At 52.5% G+C, this 15,606-nt stretch carries 14 protein-coding genes; 13 read left to right on the forward strand and 1 reads right to left on the reverse strand.

What is annotated here, in order from left to right; all coding sequences use genetic code 11:
- Positions 1-138 precede the first annotated feature (138 nt).
- From HMPREF1546_RS00650 to HMPREF1546_RS00680, 7 genes are all read left to right on the forward strand, one after another.
- Positions 139-1,344, forward strand: a complete 1,206-nt coding sequence (locus HMPREF1546_RS00650; RefSeq protein WP_147629888.1) for a C40 family peptidase — start codon at positions 139-141, stop codon at positions 1,342-1,344.
- A gap of 107 nt (positions 1,345-1,451) precedes the next feature.
- Complete coding sequence (locus HMPREF1546_RS00655) at positions 1,452-2,000, forward strand: RNA polymerase sigma factor (RefSeq protein ID WP_196059406.1); 549 nt, start codon at positions 1,452-1,454, stop codon at positions 1,998-2,000.
- Complete coding sequence (locus tag HMPREF1546_RS00660) at positions 1,987-2,355, forward strand: hypothetical protein (protein ID WP_021750132.1); 369 nt, start codon at positions 1,987-1,989, stop codon at positions 2,353-2,355. The genes HMPREF1546_RS00655 and HMPREF1546_RS00660 overlap by 14 nt, the downstream gene beginning before the upstream one ends.
- On the forward strand, positions 2,339-2,965 hold the full coding sequence (locus HMPREF1546_RS00665) for a hypothetical protein (RefSeq protein ID WP_021750131.1): 627 nt from the start codon (positions 2,339-2,341) through the stop codon (positions 2,963-2,965). The genes HMPREF1546_RS00660 and HMPREF1546_RS00665 overlap by 17 nt, the downstream gene beginning before the upstream one ends.
- A complete protein-coding gene (locus HMPREF1546_RS00670) occupies positions 2,962-3,585 on the forward strand; it encodes a PrsW family glutamic-type intramembrane protease (protein WP_021750130.1) in 624 nt (207 codons plus the stop codon). Before HMPREF1546_RS00665 ends, HMPREF1546_RS00670 begins: the two co-directional genes overlap by 4 nt.
- 155 nt (positions 3,586-3,740) lie before the next feature.
- Positions 3,741-4,085: a hypothetical protein gene (locus HMPREF1546_RS00675; RefSeq protein WP_021750129.1), complete on the forward strand. Its 345-nt coding sequence runs from the start codon at positions 3,741-3,743 to the stop codon at positions 4,083-4,085.
- Entirely contained in the window at positions 4,082-9,460 is a 5,379-nt protein-coding gene (locus tag HMPREF1546_RS00680) for an S-layer homology domain-containing protein (protein WP_021750128.1), read from the forward strand. Before HMPREF1546_RS00675 ends, HMPREF1546_RS00680 begins: the two co-directional genes overlap by 4 nt.
- A 115-nt stretch (positions 9,461-9,575) precedes the next feature.
- Here HMPREF1546_RS00680 and HMPREF1546_RS00685 read toward each other — a convergent pair whose 3' ends face one another.
- Positions 9,576-9,935 carry a helix-turn-helix transcriptional regulator gene (locus tag HMPREF1546_RS00685; protein ID WP_021750127.1) on the reverse strand — a complete coding sequence of 120 codons (360 nt, stop codon included), beginning with the start codon at positions 9,933-9,935 and terminating at the stop codon, positions 9,576-9,578.
- A gap of 408 nt (positions 9,936-10,343) precedes the next feature.
- Between HMPREF1546_RS00685 and HMPREF1546_RS17950 the strand changes: the two genes are divergently transcribed.
- From HMPREF1546_RS17950 to HMPREF1546_RS00715, 6 genes are all read left to right on the forward strand, one after another.
- Positions 10,344-10,784, forward strand: coding sequence for a sigma-70 family RNA polymerase sigma factor (locus HMPREF1546_RS17950; RefSeq protein ID WP_036630760.1), 441 nt, complete (start codon positions 10,344-10,346; stop codon positions 10,782-10,784).
- Positions 10,765-11,019 carry a helix-turn-helix domain-containing protein gene (locus HMPREF1546_RS00695; RefSeq protein ID WP_021750125.1) on the forward strand — a complete coding sequence of 85 codons (255 nt, stop codon included), beginning with the start codon at positions 10,765-10,767 and terminating at the stop codon, positions 11,017-11,019. The genes HMPREF1546_RS17950 and HMPREF1546_RS00695 overlap by 20 nt, the downstream gene beginning before the upstream one ends.
- A gap of 485 nt (positions 11,020-11,504) precedes the next feature.
- A complete protein-coding gene (locus tag HMPREF1546_RS00700; protein WP_021750123.1) occupies positions 11,505-11,717 on the forward strand; it encodes a helix-turn-helix domain-containing protein in 213 nt (70 codons plus the stop codon).
- A gap of 109 nt (positions 11,718-11,826) precedes the next feature.
- Positions 11,827-13,122 (forward strand): tyrosine-type recombinase/integrase, encoded by a 1,296-nt coding sequence (locus HMPREF1546_RS00705; protein WP_021750122.1) that lies wholly within the window; start codon positions 11,827-11,829, stop codon positions 13,120-13,122.
- Positions 13,123-13,264: 142 nt separating this feature from the next.
- Positions 13,265-13,651: a hypothetical protein gene (locus tag HMPREF1546_RS00710; RefSeq protein WP_021750121.1), complete on the forward strand. Its 387-nt coding sequence runs from the start codon at positions 13,265-13,267 to the stop codon at positions 13,649-13,651.
- Positions 13,652-14,341: 690 nt separating this feature from the next.
- On the forward strand, positions 14,342-15,004 hold the full coding sequence (locus HMPREF1546_RS00715; protein WP_021750118.1) for a FadR/GntR family transcriptional regulator: 663 nt from the start codon (positions 14,342-14,344) through the stop codon (positions 15,002-15,004).
- Positions 15,005-15,606 lie beyond the last annotated feature (602 nt).

Genomic DNA, 15,606 nt, shown 5'->3' on the forward strand with positions numbered 1-15,606 from the left:
TCTCCTCCGAAAAACGGAGGGATACCCCGCAAGGGCGGCGTTCACGCACCAAAGAGCCGAGCCTTTCGGAAGGTACAGCCTGCACAAAGCGTCATGCAGAAAGCAAAGTCGGCGGCACAGCGAAAGGCGCAGCGGAAGATGCTTCAGGAATCCGCGCAGAGCGGCGGAAGGGCTTCCAAAAAGCTGGGCAGCGTGGCAGTCCAGGCAGTGAAAGAAATCGGGAAAGGAGTGGCGTCTGCGGTCAGCTCGATCCTGTCGGCAGGCGGCGGTGCGGTGGTGCTGGTGCTGATACTGACGGTGATCCTTGTGGCGGCAATCGTGGCGTCCCCCTTCGGCATCCTCTTTTCCAACGAGAGCCGGGAGGCGGGCGTTGTGCCGCTCTCCGCTGCGGTGGCGCAGGTCAACTATGAGTTCAATGAGCGGTTGGAAACCCTGCAAACGGCAGATGATTATGATTCCATCTCCGTGACCGGCCAGCCTGCCGATTGGATCGAGGTGCTGGCGGTGTTCGCGGTGAAGGTGGCAGGCAGTAACGATGCGGACGCCGCGGACGTGGCTACCATGGATGCCGACCGCATTGCCCGCCTGAAAGCGGTCTTTTGGGATATGACTACCATAGCCCACCGCATTGAGGTCATTCACCATCCCGGCAGCGGTGAGGATAGCGGCTGGACGGAGCGAAACCTCTATATCACCATTACCGCAAAAACGGCAGAGGAAATGAAAACCGCGTATCATTTCAACCGCAATCAGATCGCGGCGCTGGACGAGCTGCTGGAGCAGCGGGAACTCCTGCGGGAGCTGATCGAGGATGCGTACTCCGTCAGCGGGGATACGGCGGCGCTGATCCGCAATCTGCCGGAAGATCTATCCCCGGAGCGCGAGGCGGTGGTACGCACCGCCTGTTCTCTTGTCGGCAAGGTGAATTATTTTTGGGGAGGAAAATCCCTTGTGATCGGCTGGGACGTCCGGTGGGGCGAGCTGCGGCAGGTCACGGCGGCAGGCAGCTCCACTACCGGGACCTATCGACCCTACGGACTGGATTGCAGCGGATTCGTGGACTGGGTATTTTACAACGCCACAGGCGGGGACTACATCATCGGTCACGGGGGCGGAGCGATGATGCAGCATACCTACTGCACCCCAATCTTATGGGAGGACGCACAGCCGGGAGATCTTGTCTTTTACCCCGAAGATAACCATGTTGGCATGGTGGGCGGTTGGGATGAGGACGGAAATATTTTAATCATCCACTGTGCCAGCGGCTATAACAATGTGGTCATCACCGGCAAAGATGGCTTTACCTCTGTCGGACGACCTGATTATTATGTACAGCGGGAGTGATTGGAACGAATATGTAGTTCTTTGCCTGATTGTCAATGCTCTTGAAAAAACGACCCGATTCGCATATAATACATGACGATGTGACAGCGGAAAGGGGCGTGGGCGGCATGATCTCCGACGAAGAACTTTACAGGCAATATCTGCACGGTGATGAAGCTGGACTTGAAGCTCTGATGAAAAAATACGGCGATCTGCTGACCCTCTACATCAACGGTTATCTGCATGATGTTCACGAGGCGGAGGACTTGATGATTGAAGTCTTTTCCTATCTGTTCACGAAAAAGCCCCGTATCCGGGACGGCGGATTTAAGGCTTACCTCTATAAAGCGGCGCGGCACATGGCTTTACGCCACAAAAGCAGACGGCGACTTTTCTTCAACCTGGATGACCTGACCGAGGAGCCGGACGGACAAACGCTGGTGGATGAGGTCATCCGAACAAAGGAACGGGATCAGATTTTGCATTTCTGCATGGATGAGTTAAACCCGGACTATCGGGAGGCCCTTTATCTGACCTATTTCGAGGGCATGAGTTACTTGCAGGCCGCCGAGGTCATGGGAAAAAGCGTGAAGCAGATTACTAATATAGTATACCGGGGGAAAGAGCGTCTGCGCGGATTATTGGAACGGGAGGGGATCACAAATGTTGAGCCATGAGGAACGGATTGCAGAAGTAAAACGGCGTATCGCGGAAAAAGAGCATCAAAAAAGGCTGCGGCAGGCACGGATCGCCGCCGTTTCCGGCGTGGCAGCGTGTCTTGCGGTGATTGTGGGCGTTTCCCTGTTCATGCCCGGTATTGTGGAGCAAATCGAGCTAGGAATTTCCTCCGGCTTTGAAACAGCGGCAACGATGTTCGGCGGCAGCGCCACGCTGGGATATATCGTCATCGGACTGCTTGCCTTTGTTCTCGGCGTATGCGTGACGATTTTGTGTTTCCGAATCCGTCTGCTGAACAAAGAGGAACAGACGGAGGAGCAAAAGGGGGACAATGCGGATGGAACTTGTCAGTAACCTTTTGCAATTCATCGTTACCCTGCTGGGCTTTAGCCTGAGCGGAATCCGGTATCTGAAAAGCCGGACACAGGCGTATTTCCTGCTGACCTGCTTTTATGGCTGCTTTGCCCTCGGCTCTCTGTACTGGACGCTGTATTTGCTTTTATATTCTGAAACACCGCAGGTCTTTTATGTGTCGGAGTTTGGCTGGGTAGCCAGCGTCATTTTTCTTTACATCCTGCAATACGCGCTTTCCTCCGCGGAGGAAAGGGGCTTTGCGGCACGCAAAGCCCTAATCGCCCTCTTGATCGGCGTTCCGTTGTGCGTGCTTTACTGCACCTTTGGAGACATCCTCTCCAATCTGCTCTGGTGCGGTTTGATGATCGTTGTTTCCTATCATGCGATCCGTGGCCTTGCTTATGCTCGGGCGCAGGTAGGGACAGCACGTGATATGCAATATTTTCACATTGGGGTGCTGAGCTATGTAGCGGCGGAATATGCTCTTTGGACTTCCGGCTGCTTCTGGCCGGGGGATTCCATTTCCAGCCCCTACTGCTGGCTTGACTTTCTGCTGACGCTCTGCATCTTCGCCCTGCTGCCAGCCACAGGAAAGGCGGTGCGGGAATGACCTATATTGAAAATGTATTTATCTGTATGGCGTCGCCCCTACTGATCGCCGCCCTGTGCATGGGAAAGCGGCGGACAAAGTTCTTTCTGTTTTGCCTTGCGGGAATGGGTGCGTGTCTGCTCTCCGCTTACATCAATACCTTTCTCGCCGCACTTTATGGGGCGGACACCTTTGGCGCAACTGCGGAGATCGCCCCGGTGGTGGAGGAAGTGATGAAGCTTCTGCCGCTGCTCTTTTACCTTCTGGTATTCGAGCCGAGGGCGGAACAGATCAAGATCGCCGCCGTGATCACTGCGCTTTCCTTTGCCACCTTTGAAAATGTCTGCTATCTGATTCAAAACGGGGCCGGACATTTTTCCTTTATTTTCTTCCGGGGCATCGGAACGGGAGCGATGCATGTCATCTGCGGGGCCATCGTCGGAGGAGGGCTTGCGTATGTGTGGCGGCGGATGTGGTTGAAGATTGCCGGAACCTGCGGCCTGCTGGGAGCGGTCATCACCTTTCATGCGATCTATAATCTGCTGATTGCCTACGGCGGCGCGGCGCAGTATATCGCCTATCTTCTGCCTGTGCTGATTCTGACAGCGGGAAAGTCGCTTGCCCGCCGTCTGACACCATAATGAAATAGATTTTTCTCTTTTGGGAGCTGCCTTTGTGCGGCTCTCAAATTTTTTTGAAAAAATTTGATTTTGGGGTGAGAGTTTTTCTGTGTTTTTGTACCTATATAAGTGAAAGGCTTTTTAAGCTGAGTTTTCAGAGAGGAGGTTTTGCGTGTATGTACGATACAGAAAAGCGTGTTGCGATAGTAAAAAAGCGAATAGCGGAACACCGCCGCAGGCAGGCGCGGCGAAGCATCCGCAGTTTGTTTGCCCTGTGCGTCCTGCTGTTCCTGTCCCTTGTGGGAACGGTTGGAACGGTAGGGACGGTACGGGGCCAGCCGATAGATGCCGCAGGAATGTACGGCGCGATCCTGCTGCATGAGAGCGCGGGCGGATATGTGCTGGTGGCGGTGGCGACGTTTATGCTGGCCGTGGTGATCACGGTCGTCTGTATGCGGCTGCATGAACGGGAGAAGCAAAAACAGAAACAAGAACAAGAACATAAGGAGGACGCAACATGAAAAAAATCCTGTCCCTGCTTTTGACCCTCTGCCTGCTGCTGGGCGTTCTACCCTCTCAGGCCCTCGCCTATGTGGGGGACATTATATCGCCTGGCAGTACAAATGTGCAGACGAGCACGAACAATAATTCGCTCGTCCTACAAAACGACTATATCCGTGTGACGCTGAACAGGCAGACCGGCATCCTCACGACCGCTCCGACTGCGGCATCGGACAGCCCCGGCCAGCAGAAGCCCTACTGCGAGTTCATCACGTATGATAACGGAATCGGTTACAACAAGAAAGAAATCACACATCCCGCAACGCTCAGTCTGAAAAGCGCATCGTTTGTGGAGAAAACGCCGAACGGCGACACAAAGGCCATTAAGGCGGAGTATGCTCTGACATTCGAGCTGTCCGGGAAATCTGTTTCCGCAACGACTGCGGTTTACTATGAACTGGTGCAGTGCGGAGAAAATAAGTCGTCAGCAGACGCATGGGGCGTGCTGACGTCCGTTGATAACATCAAAATCAACGCCAACAGCTTCGGCGACCTCAACCTGGCTACCGATATGAGTGCTTGGTGGGGCTATACCCTCGACGGCTTCAGCGGTATGGGGCACGCCAACGCCACAGACGGCCCCGCCATCAAGATGAGCCGTACCGTCGTCAAGAATGAGGCAGAAGAGGAGATTTCAACCGAAAGCTCCGTCATCACCAGCAAGGTGGATGATTTGGATACCTGGCAATCTTTCTCACAGGGGACGGATTGGTGCTACAACTACATCACCGAGGTCTATGTGGACGGCTACGCCTGGGCAAATCCCTTTGTAGGACTGTCGGGCTACTATAAGAATAAGACCATCAAAGCCTATCTGCCCGATACGGTCAGCGTCACGCCGGGCAATAACCCCAGCAGCACCCGCGTGGAGTGCAGAAACGATATTGGTTACTATTTCAGCGGTGACAAGATCTATCCGAATTCAGGACGCTTTCTCTGGGGCTTCCGCAATCTGACAAAAAATGCGGCTGATGTTCCATCAGAGCCGGACAAGGTGGAAGTATCCATCAACGCCAAGCGGCTTGCTGCCTTTGCTGACGGGAATGACGGCGTAACGGTGGAATATGTTGCCGATGACGCGGCGCTGAACGCGCTGAAACAGCGGTACGGAAATCCCGTCGCCCTCATCAGCGGCGACTATGAGAGCAAAAACGGCACGGACTTTGCCTTTACCGGCGGGGCGGCGCTGCTCTCGCCCTCTGTGACGGCGACATGGGGAAATGGCGGTGAGCTCGTCATTCACAAGGACGGAACAATCACCCACAGTGGCCTGAGCCTGAATGCGCCCAGCTTCAAGTTCTATCAGCCGAACAGCGGCGCGGGCGAGGAATTGAAAATCAAGCTCACACAGGACGGCTTTTTGTTTGAGATCGACCCCGAAAAGAACGACGCCGTGATCTATGTGGACATCCCCTATGCCACGGCGAAGCTGGAAAAGGTCACCGCTGATGCCGCGGGAAACCTGGTGTTCGCCGGCGGGATCAGCTTCCAGACGGTCTTTGAAGGGGCGAGCTTCACCTTGAAAGAGCTGGGCTACGGCTTAAATGACAAAAATGAATTTACGGTCAATGGCGTCCATGCCACGGGCAGCTTTGACACGGCCAAGACGCTGTCGCTGGAGCTGGCGAAGGTCAAGGGCGAGGTCAACACCTTCAAGGGGAAGGAGAAATATGCGTTCACGCTGGAACTGAACGCCTTTGACCTCTTTGAGACTGAGGCGGAGCTGGAGCTGGTGCGCAGCAAAAAGGACGGCAGCCTGCTCCCCAATACGCTGTACTTCTTTGTGTCGGCAAGCCCCGGCATCCCCCTCATTCCTCCGGTGCCCATTGGGCAGCTCAACGGCGGCGGCGCGGGCTTCAAGGATCTTGCCGCCACGGTGAACGGCGACTACTTTGCCATTCCGCCCCTCAAGCTGCGGGGCACCCTGAAAGGCACCTACCTCCATCTCATCGAGGGGAAAGGCGACGTGGTCATCGGCCCCAGTGAGATTTCCCTCACAGCCAGCGATGTGAGTATCGTCGGCACGAACGCGTCCATCATCGACAGCTTCGGCTATTCTCTCCAGCTCAACGGCCAGGAGCGGACCTATCATGGAACGCCCTACAAGGGCATTTACTTCGTCGGTTCCGAGACCCTTGAATTGGATCTGCCAAGCACTGAGATAGACGTATTTATCCTGGATACCTCCATCGAGCTGGGCGCGTTTGGCGGAACGGGTACGAAAAATGATACAAAGCATTTGTATCTCGGCGTGGGCGCCAACGCCGTTGTCAAAAGCAAGGTGCAGGTCCCAAGCGATGTGCCCGTGATTGGCGGTTGGAAGCTTGGCAGTTGGGACGTTGACCTCATTGTGGGCGGACAGACGGAGTTCCCAATCGAGGACATCAGTGTTGACGAGGGAATGAAAAACGCTTTCAAAAAAATTGACGTGTACCTGGGCGCGATGACCGGGGTGTATGCCGGTGTCATCGACGCGCGGCTGTGGGTGCTTGTGCCGAATATCGTGGAGACCAACTTCCGCAGGGGCGGCGGCTGGGATGTTGAAACCAAATGGTTCGGCAGACTGCCCGAATGGGACTGGTCGGAAAAGGGCGTTGAGCCAGTGGTGCAGTCCATGCCGTCGGAGGACAGCGGCGAGGACGTCCCCATGCTGCTTGCGGCGGAGCCCGTTGCGCTTGCAGCCAGCGGCGAGAACTCAACGACTATCACAGTAAATGCCGGTACAGACGAAACGCCGTATATCCTGCTGGCATTTGACAAGAACATCACCGAGGACGAAATTAAACAAGCTCTGTCTGTTACAAAGAGTGGTGAAACCACCCCGATCCAAATCAACTGGCTGGGTAATAGCTACGAAATCAATTCCAGCTACGCCATCAACGCAGACACCGACATCATACATAACAAGAAGGACAACAAGGACTACCGCGTGGCGATCCTGCGGCTGAAAGAGGGCGGGACTTATCAGGTCAACCCGGGCTCGCTTACGCTTGACACGCAGAAATCCCAAGGCGTTTCCATTGCTCCGTTTGAAGAACTGGCTTTGTCTTTGAACAGCAATCAGGTGTCCGGTGAAATCAAATACGCCGAGGAAAATACAAAGTATGTGCTTCGCACCTATTTTGCCAATGAAGAGGGCGGCGCGGATTATCTGATCGACGAGCAGGAAGTAACGGATGCAAGTAAAATCTCAGTCACGATCCCGCAGAGCGGTGCGCTGGCCCCATCGGGCGAATACTATGTGACCTCTTTCCTGATGACGGAAAAGAGCGTGGAAAGCATCGACGAGAACGGCGAAAAGGAAACCCTGACCGGCCTTGTCGCCATCGACCATCAGCAGTTTAATACTCAGGTAAGCTATCAGAACCAAAACCAGCCGACCGCACCCCAAACTGTTACGCTGGAGCTGGCCGGAAACGAGGTCATGACGGCAAAGTGGGATAAGGTGGACGATGCTGCCGGCTATGCCGTGACGATTTATCAGAAAAACGGAGGCAAATGGATCGACACCGGCTTTGGCTATGACCTTGATAAAGAAACGACCTCTATCAATATGGCGCTGACCGTGGGCGGAGAAGAAACAACAAAGTCTAAAAACCTGTCCGCAAACGAGGCCTACAAAGTCGGCGTGAGGGCATACAAGGAAGATGCTGAGAACGAGGGCGGCAAGTATTACAGCGCGGAAACCGAGTCTGCGGATGAGGGTGTGTATCTGCCTGAATATACGCCGCTGAAACTGACACTCTCTGTAAACGGCACGACCTGCACAGCAGACGAAAATGGCGTGTACCACGCCTATATCGGCGGTGAATCGAATACGCTGGCGGTAAGCTGCGCTGACGACAACTCCAATGCTACTTTCAAGGTTACAAGAATGGACAAGACTACCGAAAACGAGATTGCGGCGAGCCAGGATGGTAGCTATACAATCCCTGATTTTGAGGGCAGCCTGATGTTCAAAATCGACGGCATTTCAAGCGTCACGGGCAGTTCGACCGCCAAAGATGTGACCAGCGTATTCCTGCTGGTGAGCGTGGACAAGACCGCCCCCGTGCTGACCCTCTCTGATCCGATATTCTATGCCGATATGACCACGGGTGCGTATGAAATCACCGGAACGGCGGACGCGGGAAGCGAGATTCTATACGGAAATGATGGTAAGTCGGTCTACGCGAGCAGCGACGGAACCTTTACTATTCACGGTACACTGGAGTATGAAAACAGCGGTGTCCTTTCCCTCTACGCGCAGGATGCCGCAGGGAGCAAATCAGATTTGCAGTTTGCGCTGATTACCAAGCAGGAGCAGTATGCTGTTACGGTGAACGGAAGCTACGCACAGGATTCGGGCGCTGGGAGCTACGCTGAGGGTGCGATGGTCACAATCCGTGCGGGAACGCGCAGTGGCTATCAGTTCAGCGGCTGGACTTCCAACAGCGGTGTTACTTTCGCAGACGCGAGCAGCGCGACAACGACCTTTACTATGCCAGCTTCCGCCGTAACGGTCACGGCGAACTGGAGCAGCTCCGGCGGTTCCTCGTCCGGTGACTATGATGAGCCGAGCTGGCCTGTCACCGCGCCTGACACGGAAAACGGGAGCATCACCGTTCGGCCGAAGAACGCCTCCAAGGGCGACACCGTGACCATCACGACCAAACCCGACGCGGGCTATGAGCTGGAAAGCATGACTGTCACCGATAGGAACGGCAAGGCGCTGGGGCTGACCGACAAGGGCGATGGAATCTACACCTTCAAAATGCCCGCGGACAAGGTGGAAATCAAGGCCAGCTTCGCGCCGGAAAAGACCGCGCAGGACTTCTTTACGGATGTTCCCGCCAACAGCTATTATGCTGACGCGGTTTTGTGGGCGGCGAAGAACGGCATCACCGGCGGTATTGGCAACGGCCTCTTTGGGCCGAACCAGCCTTGCACCCGCGCACAGATCGTTACCTTCCTGTGGCGTGCTGCCGGTTCGCCCGAACCCAAGGCTATGAGCAGTTTCGCCGATGTGTCCACTGATGCCTATTATGCAAAGGCGGTTGCATGGGCGGTAGAAAACGGTATCACCACAGGAACGGGCGATGGCAAATTCAGTCCTGACGCGACCTGCACCCGTGCTCAGAGCGTGACTTTCCTGTTCCGTGCCATTGGTAAGCTGGTCGATAGCAAGGCAGAGTTCAGCGATGTTCTTACCGATAGCTACTATGCAAACGCTGTGGCATGGGCGGTAGAGAACGGCGTTACCAACGGCATCGGTGATGGCCTGTTCGGGCCAGACAATAGCTGCACCCGCGCACAAATCGTTACTTTCCTTTTCAGAGCCTATCAGGGCAAGTAACCGTATACTAACCCCGCAATAAGAACGGCGGCAAAGGATCACCATGTCCTTTGCCGCCGCCTTTTTATCTTTTGGAGCAAAAAAGAAGCAGGGTGTTTAACCCCCTACTTCTCCGTTACTGATCTTTCTTTTTCTTCATTTTCTCTACCTGACGACAGAGGTCGATGTAGTCCCTTGATTCAGCATCGTCTTTTCCAGAGAAGAACTCCAGTACATCGGCGCTGACTGAATTCGGACGAGGGGTACCAGCGTGTGCAATGGCATCCAAGCTGATGTGCAGCTCACGGGCGATAAGGAAAATAGTTTCGCCCTTCGGATTGCTGCGACAGATCTCCAAATCCATGATCGTTCTTGTATTCATGCTTAGCTTGCGGGCTAATTCTCGCTGAGAAAGGCCCCGTTCCTCTCTGGCCTCTCTCACAGCCTTTGCCAGAAGATCGAGCGCAATATACACATTCATCACCTCTACTACCATTTTAGTGTGTACTCCAGCTCACTTAAATTAGTATGTAGAGCATCGTTATGATGTACTGTAACTCACCATTGGAAAGGAGATGTACTTTTGAAGCAAATTTCTAAATTAAGGAATTTCCAGTAAAAGACCGCGTTTGTTGGTGCGATGCGGATAGCGGACCTTAGTCAAATTGATAGAAGCACTGCTATTTATCATATAGCTTTTACGGTTCTAAACGGTGTATTCAACTACACCGCTTTGTATTGCTTAAATTACCATATTTTCTTTTTCCATCGGCTCATTGTGCCGTTGGAAAATTTTTTTGAAAATTTTTGCCGAAACTTTGCCAAAACCGCACCTTCCATTCGGGATAGAAGCGAAAGGGGAAGAAAGCCGACCTCTCGGTGCATGAGAGGAGGTGAACGACTCTTGGAGCTGACACCATCCCAAAAGAAAACCGTTAGACATCAGTTCGACAGCTTTTGCAGGAAGGTTCTGCGCGAAGAAGCCCGCGATTATGAGCGTCATATCGCGTGGCGTTCCAACCATGAGGTATCCCTTTCGGAGCTGTCAGAGGAGCAGGAGCGCCAAATGTATGTGCTGGACGAGTATCCGTCCGAGCAGACGCATTTTCATGTGCAGGGCTATGATGTGGCAATCGAAAACGAAAATCTCGCCAATGCCCTGACGGTGCTGCCGGATGATAAGCGTGACATTGTTCTGCTTGCGTATTTCCTTGATATGACCGATCAGGAAATTGCGGACAAGCTGGACATGGTACGCCGTACCGTGCAATACAAGCGCGCTCAGTCCCTCAAGGAATTGAAAAAAGAAATGGAGGTTACTGAAGATGGCGCGCAATCTGAGTAATGCCGCTGCATCTCTGCTGCCTTACTCGACCATCGAAGCGGCAGCGTCCGGCAATGTGGACGCGATCAATGCTGTGCTGAAGCACTATGAGCGTTATATTGCGGCTCTGGCAACCAGAACCCTGTATGACGAAAACGGTGTTCCGCACCTTTGCCTCGATGAAGAAAAGGTATGCAGGATGCGGACCAAGCTGATTACCAAGATTCTTGACTTCAAGGTAAACAAAACAGCCTAAAACCCATAGCAGCCCGTGCAGGAGCGTGTCCCCCTTTCCACGCTTCTGCAACGGGCCATTCGTGCATCCGCGAGGAAAGGTTCTTATCACCCGATAGGAGCCTTTCCCGGCTGATCCACAGCCAAATATCACACGCGCCTGAAAGCGCGGATCTGCTGTACCTTGAAAATTTCATAGGCAACCGGATAACGAACCTAAACGGAGCAAAGCCCAGCAAATGGCGCGCCATGATCCGCACGGAAAGGAGGATTTGGGCGAGCGATTCAGCCAGTTTGCATCTGTGTGTGGCATCACAGATGGCCATGACCTCCGTTCAGCTAACGATACTCCCGCGTTGAACGCCCTCAAAGCATTGCGCGGCGCACCCATCAGCATGGGCCGGGGTGAGACTCCCGTGGGCGGCTGCCAGCCGCCGTCCGGTTTTGCCATCATTTATAGCGAGATAATAACAACCTATAATTTTTACTATTTTGGGAGGTATCCCCATGACAGATAAAATCGGCTTAACGATTGAAGAAGCCGCAGACTATACAGGCATTGGCAGAAACACCATGCGGAAGCTCGTGGAATGGGAGAAGATTCCCGTACTGCGGATCGGGCGCAGATACATCATCCGCATAGATGTCATTCATAAGTTCATGGAAGCCAACCAGGGTGCAGATCTTCTGGTGCGGGAACAGGTCCGTGCGGTCAGATGAAGGACAGGACAGTGCGGAGCTTTTTATTTGCCGGTTCATGTGAGGTCTGCTATAATAGCAGACAACACATCATAACAGCTCCGTTTGCCGCTATGAGAGGAGAAGCACTATGGCAAAAGGTTCTGTAAGAAAAAAGGGAAAGAAGTGGTACTATCGGTTCTATGTAGAGGATGCCAGCGGCAACAGCGTTCAGAGGGAGTTTCCCGGTTCTGAGAGCAAGAGCGAAACGGAAGCCATGCTCCGCAAGGCCATGGCGGATTATGAGGAAAAGCAATTCGTAGCAAAATCCGAAAATCTAACCCTTGCAGGGCTGCTGGACAAGTGGATTGAGGAGGAACTGAAGCCCGGTTCTCTGAGCAACGGCACGGTGGCCGCCTACATCGACACAGCCAGACGCATCAAGAAGCACCCCATCGCCGACCGCAAACTGAAGAAGATCACACCGGATCATCTGCAAAGCTATCTGGACCTGTTGAGCCTTGGCGGTGAATGGCCGGACGGCACGGTGAGGAAAGCGCTGAGCAGCGGCTCCATGCGGCAATACTCCGCCGTGCTGCAAGGTGCGTTCCGTTTCGCGGTATTCCCTAAGCGGTATCTCTCCTTCAACCCCATGCAGTACATCGTGTACCGCAAGAGGACGGAGGATTATGACCTGTTTTCGGAGGACGGAACGGATGAGGATGTTCCAATTATCCCGACGATCTCCTACGAACAGTTTCTTGAATTGAATGAGATGCTGTTCAAAAAGAAAAACCCCGCCCTTCTGCCTATCCAGATCGCATACTACACCGGACTTCGCATTGGCGAGGCTTGCAGCCTGACCTGGCAGGACATTGATTTGAAGGAGCAGCGGCTGACGGTGAGACGCAGCATCCGCTACAACTCGGCGCGGCACAGGACGGAGATTGGCACCACGAAGCGCAAAAAGATCCGCTCAGTGGATTTCTGCAACACACTGGCGGAGATTTTGAAAGAGGCAAAGAAAACGCAGATGCTTGACCGCCTTGCCTGTGGACCGCTATACAGCCAGAATTACTACTTGACCATTGAAGAAAAGAACCGCACCTACTATGAGGTTTACAGCCTGCCGGTTTCGGAGCATCCTCCAGAGGGCTATCAGGCGATCAGCCTTGTCTGTGTGCGGCAGGATGGCAGGTATGAGTCTCCGGCAACGGTTTCCAATGTGTGTCAGATAGCAAAGAAAAGAGTGGACGGTATGGAGAGCTTTCATTTCCATCAGCTTCGCCACACCTTCACCAGCAATCTGCTGTCCTACGGCGCAGCGCCGAAGGACGTGCAGGAGCTTCTTGGTCATTCGGATGTGACGACCACAATGAATATTTACGCACACGCCAGTAAGGAAGCCAAGCGAGACGCCGCGAAACTGCTGGACAAGGTGCAATAAGACTTTCCCTTGTTCTTTCCTGACAAGGGAAAAAACAAGGGAAATTGAGAGCAGAGAAACATCCAGACGCCTTGAAAAGCAAGCAATTTCAGCACTTTTGAGAAAAATGATTTACAAATAAGAATTTACAGGAGGAAAATCAATGGAGAACTTGATTAAGTTTTTAGAAGATAAGATAACGGATAAAATGTCTGTGGAAGAAATAGTTGATGTTTTTGAGCAGATGTGCAGCACACCGCTTGAAGAAGATATGGTTTTATTTGAAACCGGAACATTTACTGCTTTTTCAAAAGAACCATTTTTTCAAATTTCATTAGTTCGACAGTTTTCAAATGATGATGAAGAGTTTTATCAAATCCATGTAGTCATCTTGTATAAGCCAACCGCTGAAAATAAAATTTTCAGCGAAACAACATGGGACGAAGATTTAGACGAAAATATATTTGACTATATCAGAAAATCAGCGTCGTTTGCTTATGCAAGAAATCATGAATACATCGAGATAAAAATATATATGGACGAAACTTAACTTCTCATTTATCAGGGAGATAGCAAAGCCCTAAAATGGCTTCCCCGCCCATTCCAATTTTGAGAGAAAAATCTGTTTGCTTTTTGTGAGTGTGTCCACAAGTTCGGGACATTTTGTCCCGAAGTCCGGCGTGGGACGAGGAACGGGGGCTTTCATATACGCCCTGTCTGCTGACGAAACCAGCCCTGCGCTTGCGGCTCCACGACACGCAATCACAGCCCTGTTTTCCTGCTGCTTCAAATGCCCTTGCCCGACCCGGCGGCAACCTCATTTTCGCAGCAACGCCGACAGAGCGTATAACACACTACACTTTGCAAGCAAAGTCGTGTGCCAAGGGGCAAGCCCCTTTGGAAACCCCGGACAACAAAACAGGCTGAATATCTCGCACTTTTTCGGTGCTTGATACTCAGCCTTTATTTGTTGTCAGCAGCCCCCGTTTCGTGGTCTGCGTGTAGTTCCTTGTAAACTGACCTAAGCCGCAATGTAAATGAATATTTCTATGGCAGATTCCACAAATTCTCGAATTCCAATATGCGGATTTCAAAATATCTTTTTCTTCAAAAATCGGATTTTTTTCGAAAAAGGAATTGTGAAAGAACAATTTCTCCTGTAAAATAAGAAATAGCCTCATGTAAATCGCTGGGGTTCTGGCAGAGGCATCCAGGAAATCCAGTAGAAAGCAGATGTGATATGAAACTTTCCGATATTGCCATTTCCAAACTGCTTGATCTAATCACCGTGCAGAAAAAGTACCAACCGGGAGACAAGCTCCCCAACGAGGCTGGTCTGGCGCAGGAATTGCATGTCAGTTGTAACACCGTCAGAACCGCTGTCCGCTATCTGGTTGGTCAGGGTGTGTTGGAGATCCAAATCGGCCGCGGAACCTATGTGTCCAAACAGTCGCCCGTAAGCGAGGACTTTGGATTTGACGCGCTGAAATATATGCACCTAAAGCTGCGCGACCTCTACGAACTGCGGCTGATGCTGGAGCCTCAGATGGCCTATTATGCGGCTTTGCGGGCAACGGACGAGGAACTGGCACAGATCCTTGCGCTGGGCAGACAGGTGGACAACCACAGCTACACCAAGAACGAGGATCTGGAGGGGAACCAACTGTTCCACAACGCCATCGTACAGGCCACACACAACGAATTCAGCGTCAAGCTGATGGAACTGCTGCACAAAGCCCTGATCCAATCCTTTCGGGAAAACAAAGTCCAGCAGACCATGTCCGAGGACAGCTTGCTGGATCATCAACTTATTATGCGGTTTCTGCAAAACAGAGATGCTGACGGAGCCAAGCTTGCTATGGAACTACACATGAAACACGCTCTGCGCGACTATAAGATATGAGGACTTCGTGGTCCAAGAAATTGCCCGTCTTCCTCACAAAATTCCCCCGATATTTTCATTTCCTAAAAGCATTTGCCAAAAAAGATCCTCTCCCTACAAAACAGCGGACTCTCGATTCCATATCGAGAGTCCGCTACTATTTTGATGGTAAGCGTCAAGCAATTTATTTTGAAAATCTCTCAGAACGGGAATATGCCCGTCAGATTGGCCTTTCCCAGAAAGGGGTCAACAAACGGAAACATAAAATTTTGAAAGAACTCCGAAAGATGATGAAAAAATAATTTTTTTGGTTCTCAGCACCCCTCTGAACTCGGCTTAATAGTGAAGGGTACTTTAGCCTCCTTCAGAAACCCAACTGCTGAAGCCGGCAGTTGATAAGTGCTCCTTGTAAACAGAATATCCGACAGCGGATTCCCATCAGCTGACAGTCCCCCGGAATGGGAAAAGCGATGCAGCGGATGCGCGAAGACCACCTGTGCAGGTGGAAGTCTGCATCAACGACGGCAAGAAAGGTGCAGAGCGGTTCCATCTAGCCCAAAGCAGCTCTGGCAGGCTGTTTCGCCACGACCCTGTCAGCCTATAATGGTACACCTGTCCCGCAT

This window comes from Oscillibacter sp. KLE 1745 (assembly GCF_000469445.2).
GTDB classification, from domain to species: Bacteria; Bacillota; Clostridia; order Oscillospirales; family Oscillospiraceae; genus Oscillibacter; species Oscillibacter welbionis.

What these genes read in the sequence shown, in the direction of transcription:
- HMPREF1546_RS00670 (WP_021750130.1), top strand. Translation starts at nt 2,962, where the DNA reads ATGACCTATATTGAAAATGTATTTATCTGTATGGCGTCGCCCCTACTG.
- HMPREF1546_RS00650 (WP_147629888.1), top strand. Translation starts at nt 139, where the DNA reads ATGCTTCAGGAATCCGCGCAGAGCGGCGGAAGGGCTTCCAAAAAGCTG.
- HMPREF1546_RS00680 (WP_021750128.1), top strand. Translation starts at nt 4,082, where the DNA reads ATGAAAAAAATCCTGTCCCTGCTTTTGACCCTCTGCCTGCTGCTGGGC.
- HMPREF1546_RS00655 (WP_196059406.1), top strand. Translation starts at nt 1,452, where the DNA reads ATGATCTCCGACGAAGAACTTTACAGGCAATATCTGCACGGTGATGAA.
- HMPREF1546_RS00715 (WP_021750118.1), top strand. Translation starts at nt 14,342, where the DNA reads ATGAAACTTTCCGATATTGCCATTTCCAAACTGCTTGATCTAATCACC.
- HMPREF1546_RS00685 (WP_021750127.1), bottom strand. Translation starts at nt 9,935, where the DNA reads ATGGTAGTAGAGGTGATGAATGTGTATATTGCGCTCGATCTTCTGGCA.
- HMPREF1546_RS00665 (WP_021750131.1), top strand. Translation starts at nt 2,339, where the DNA reads ATGGAACTTGTCAGTAACCTTTTGCAATTCATCGTTACCCTGCTGGGC.
- HMPREF1546_RS00700 (WP_021750123.1), top strand. Translation starts at nt 11,505, where the DNA reads ATGACAGATAAAATCGGCTTAACGATTGAAGAAGCCGCAGACTATACA.
- HMPREF1546_RS00695 (WP_021750125.1), top strand. Translation starts at nt 10,765, where the DNA reads ATGGCGCGCAATCTGAGTAATGCCGCTGCATCTCTGCTGCCTTACTCG.
- HMPREF1546_RS00660 (WP_021750132.1), top strand. Translation starts at nt 1,987, where the DNA reads ATGTTGAGCCATGAGGAACGGATTGCAGAAGTAAAACGGCGTATCGCG.
- HMPREF1546_RS00675 (WP_021750129.1), top strand. Translation starts at nt 3,741, where the DNA reads ATGTACGATACAGAAAAGCGTGTTGCGATAGTAAAAAAGCGAATAGCG.
- HMPREF1546_RS00705 (WP_021750122.1), top strand. Translation starts at nt 11,827, where the DNA reads ATGGCAAAAGGTTCTGTAAGAAAAAAGGGAAAGAAGTGGTACTATCGG.
- HMPREF1546_RS00710 (WP_021750121.1), top strand. Translation starts at nt 13,265, where the DNA reads ATGGAGAACTTGATTAAGTTTTTAGAAGATAAGATAACGGATAAAATG.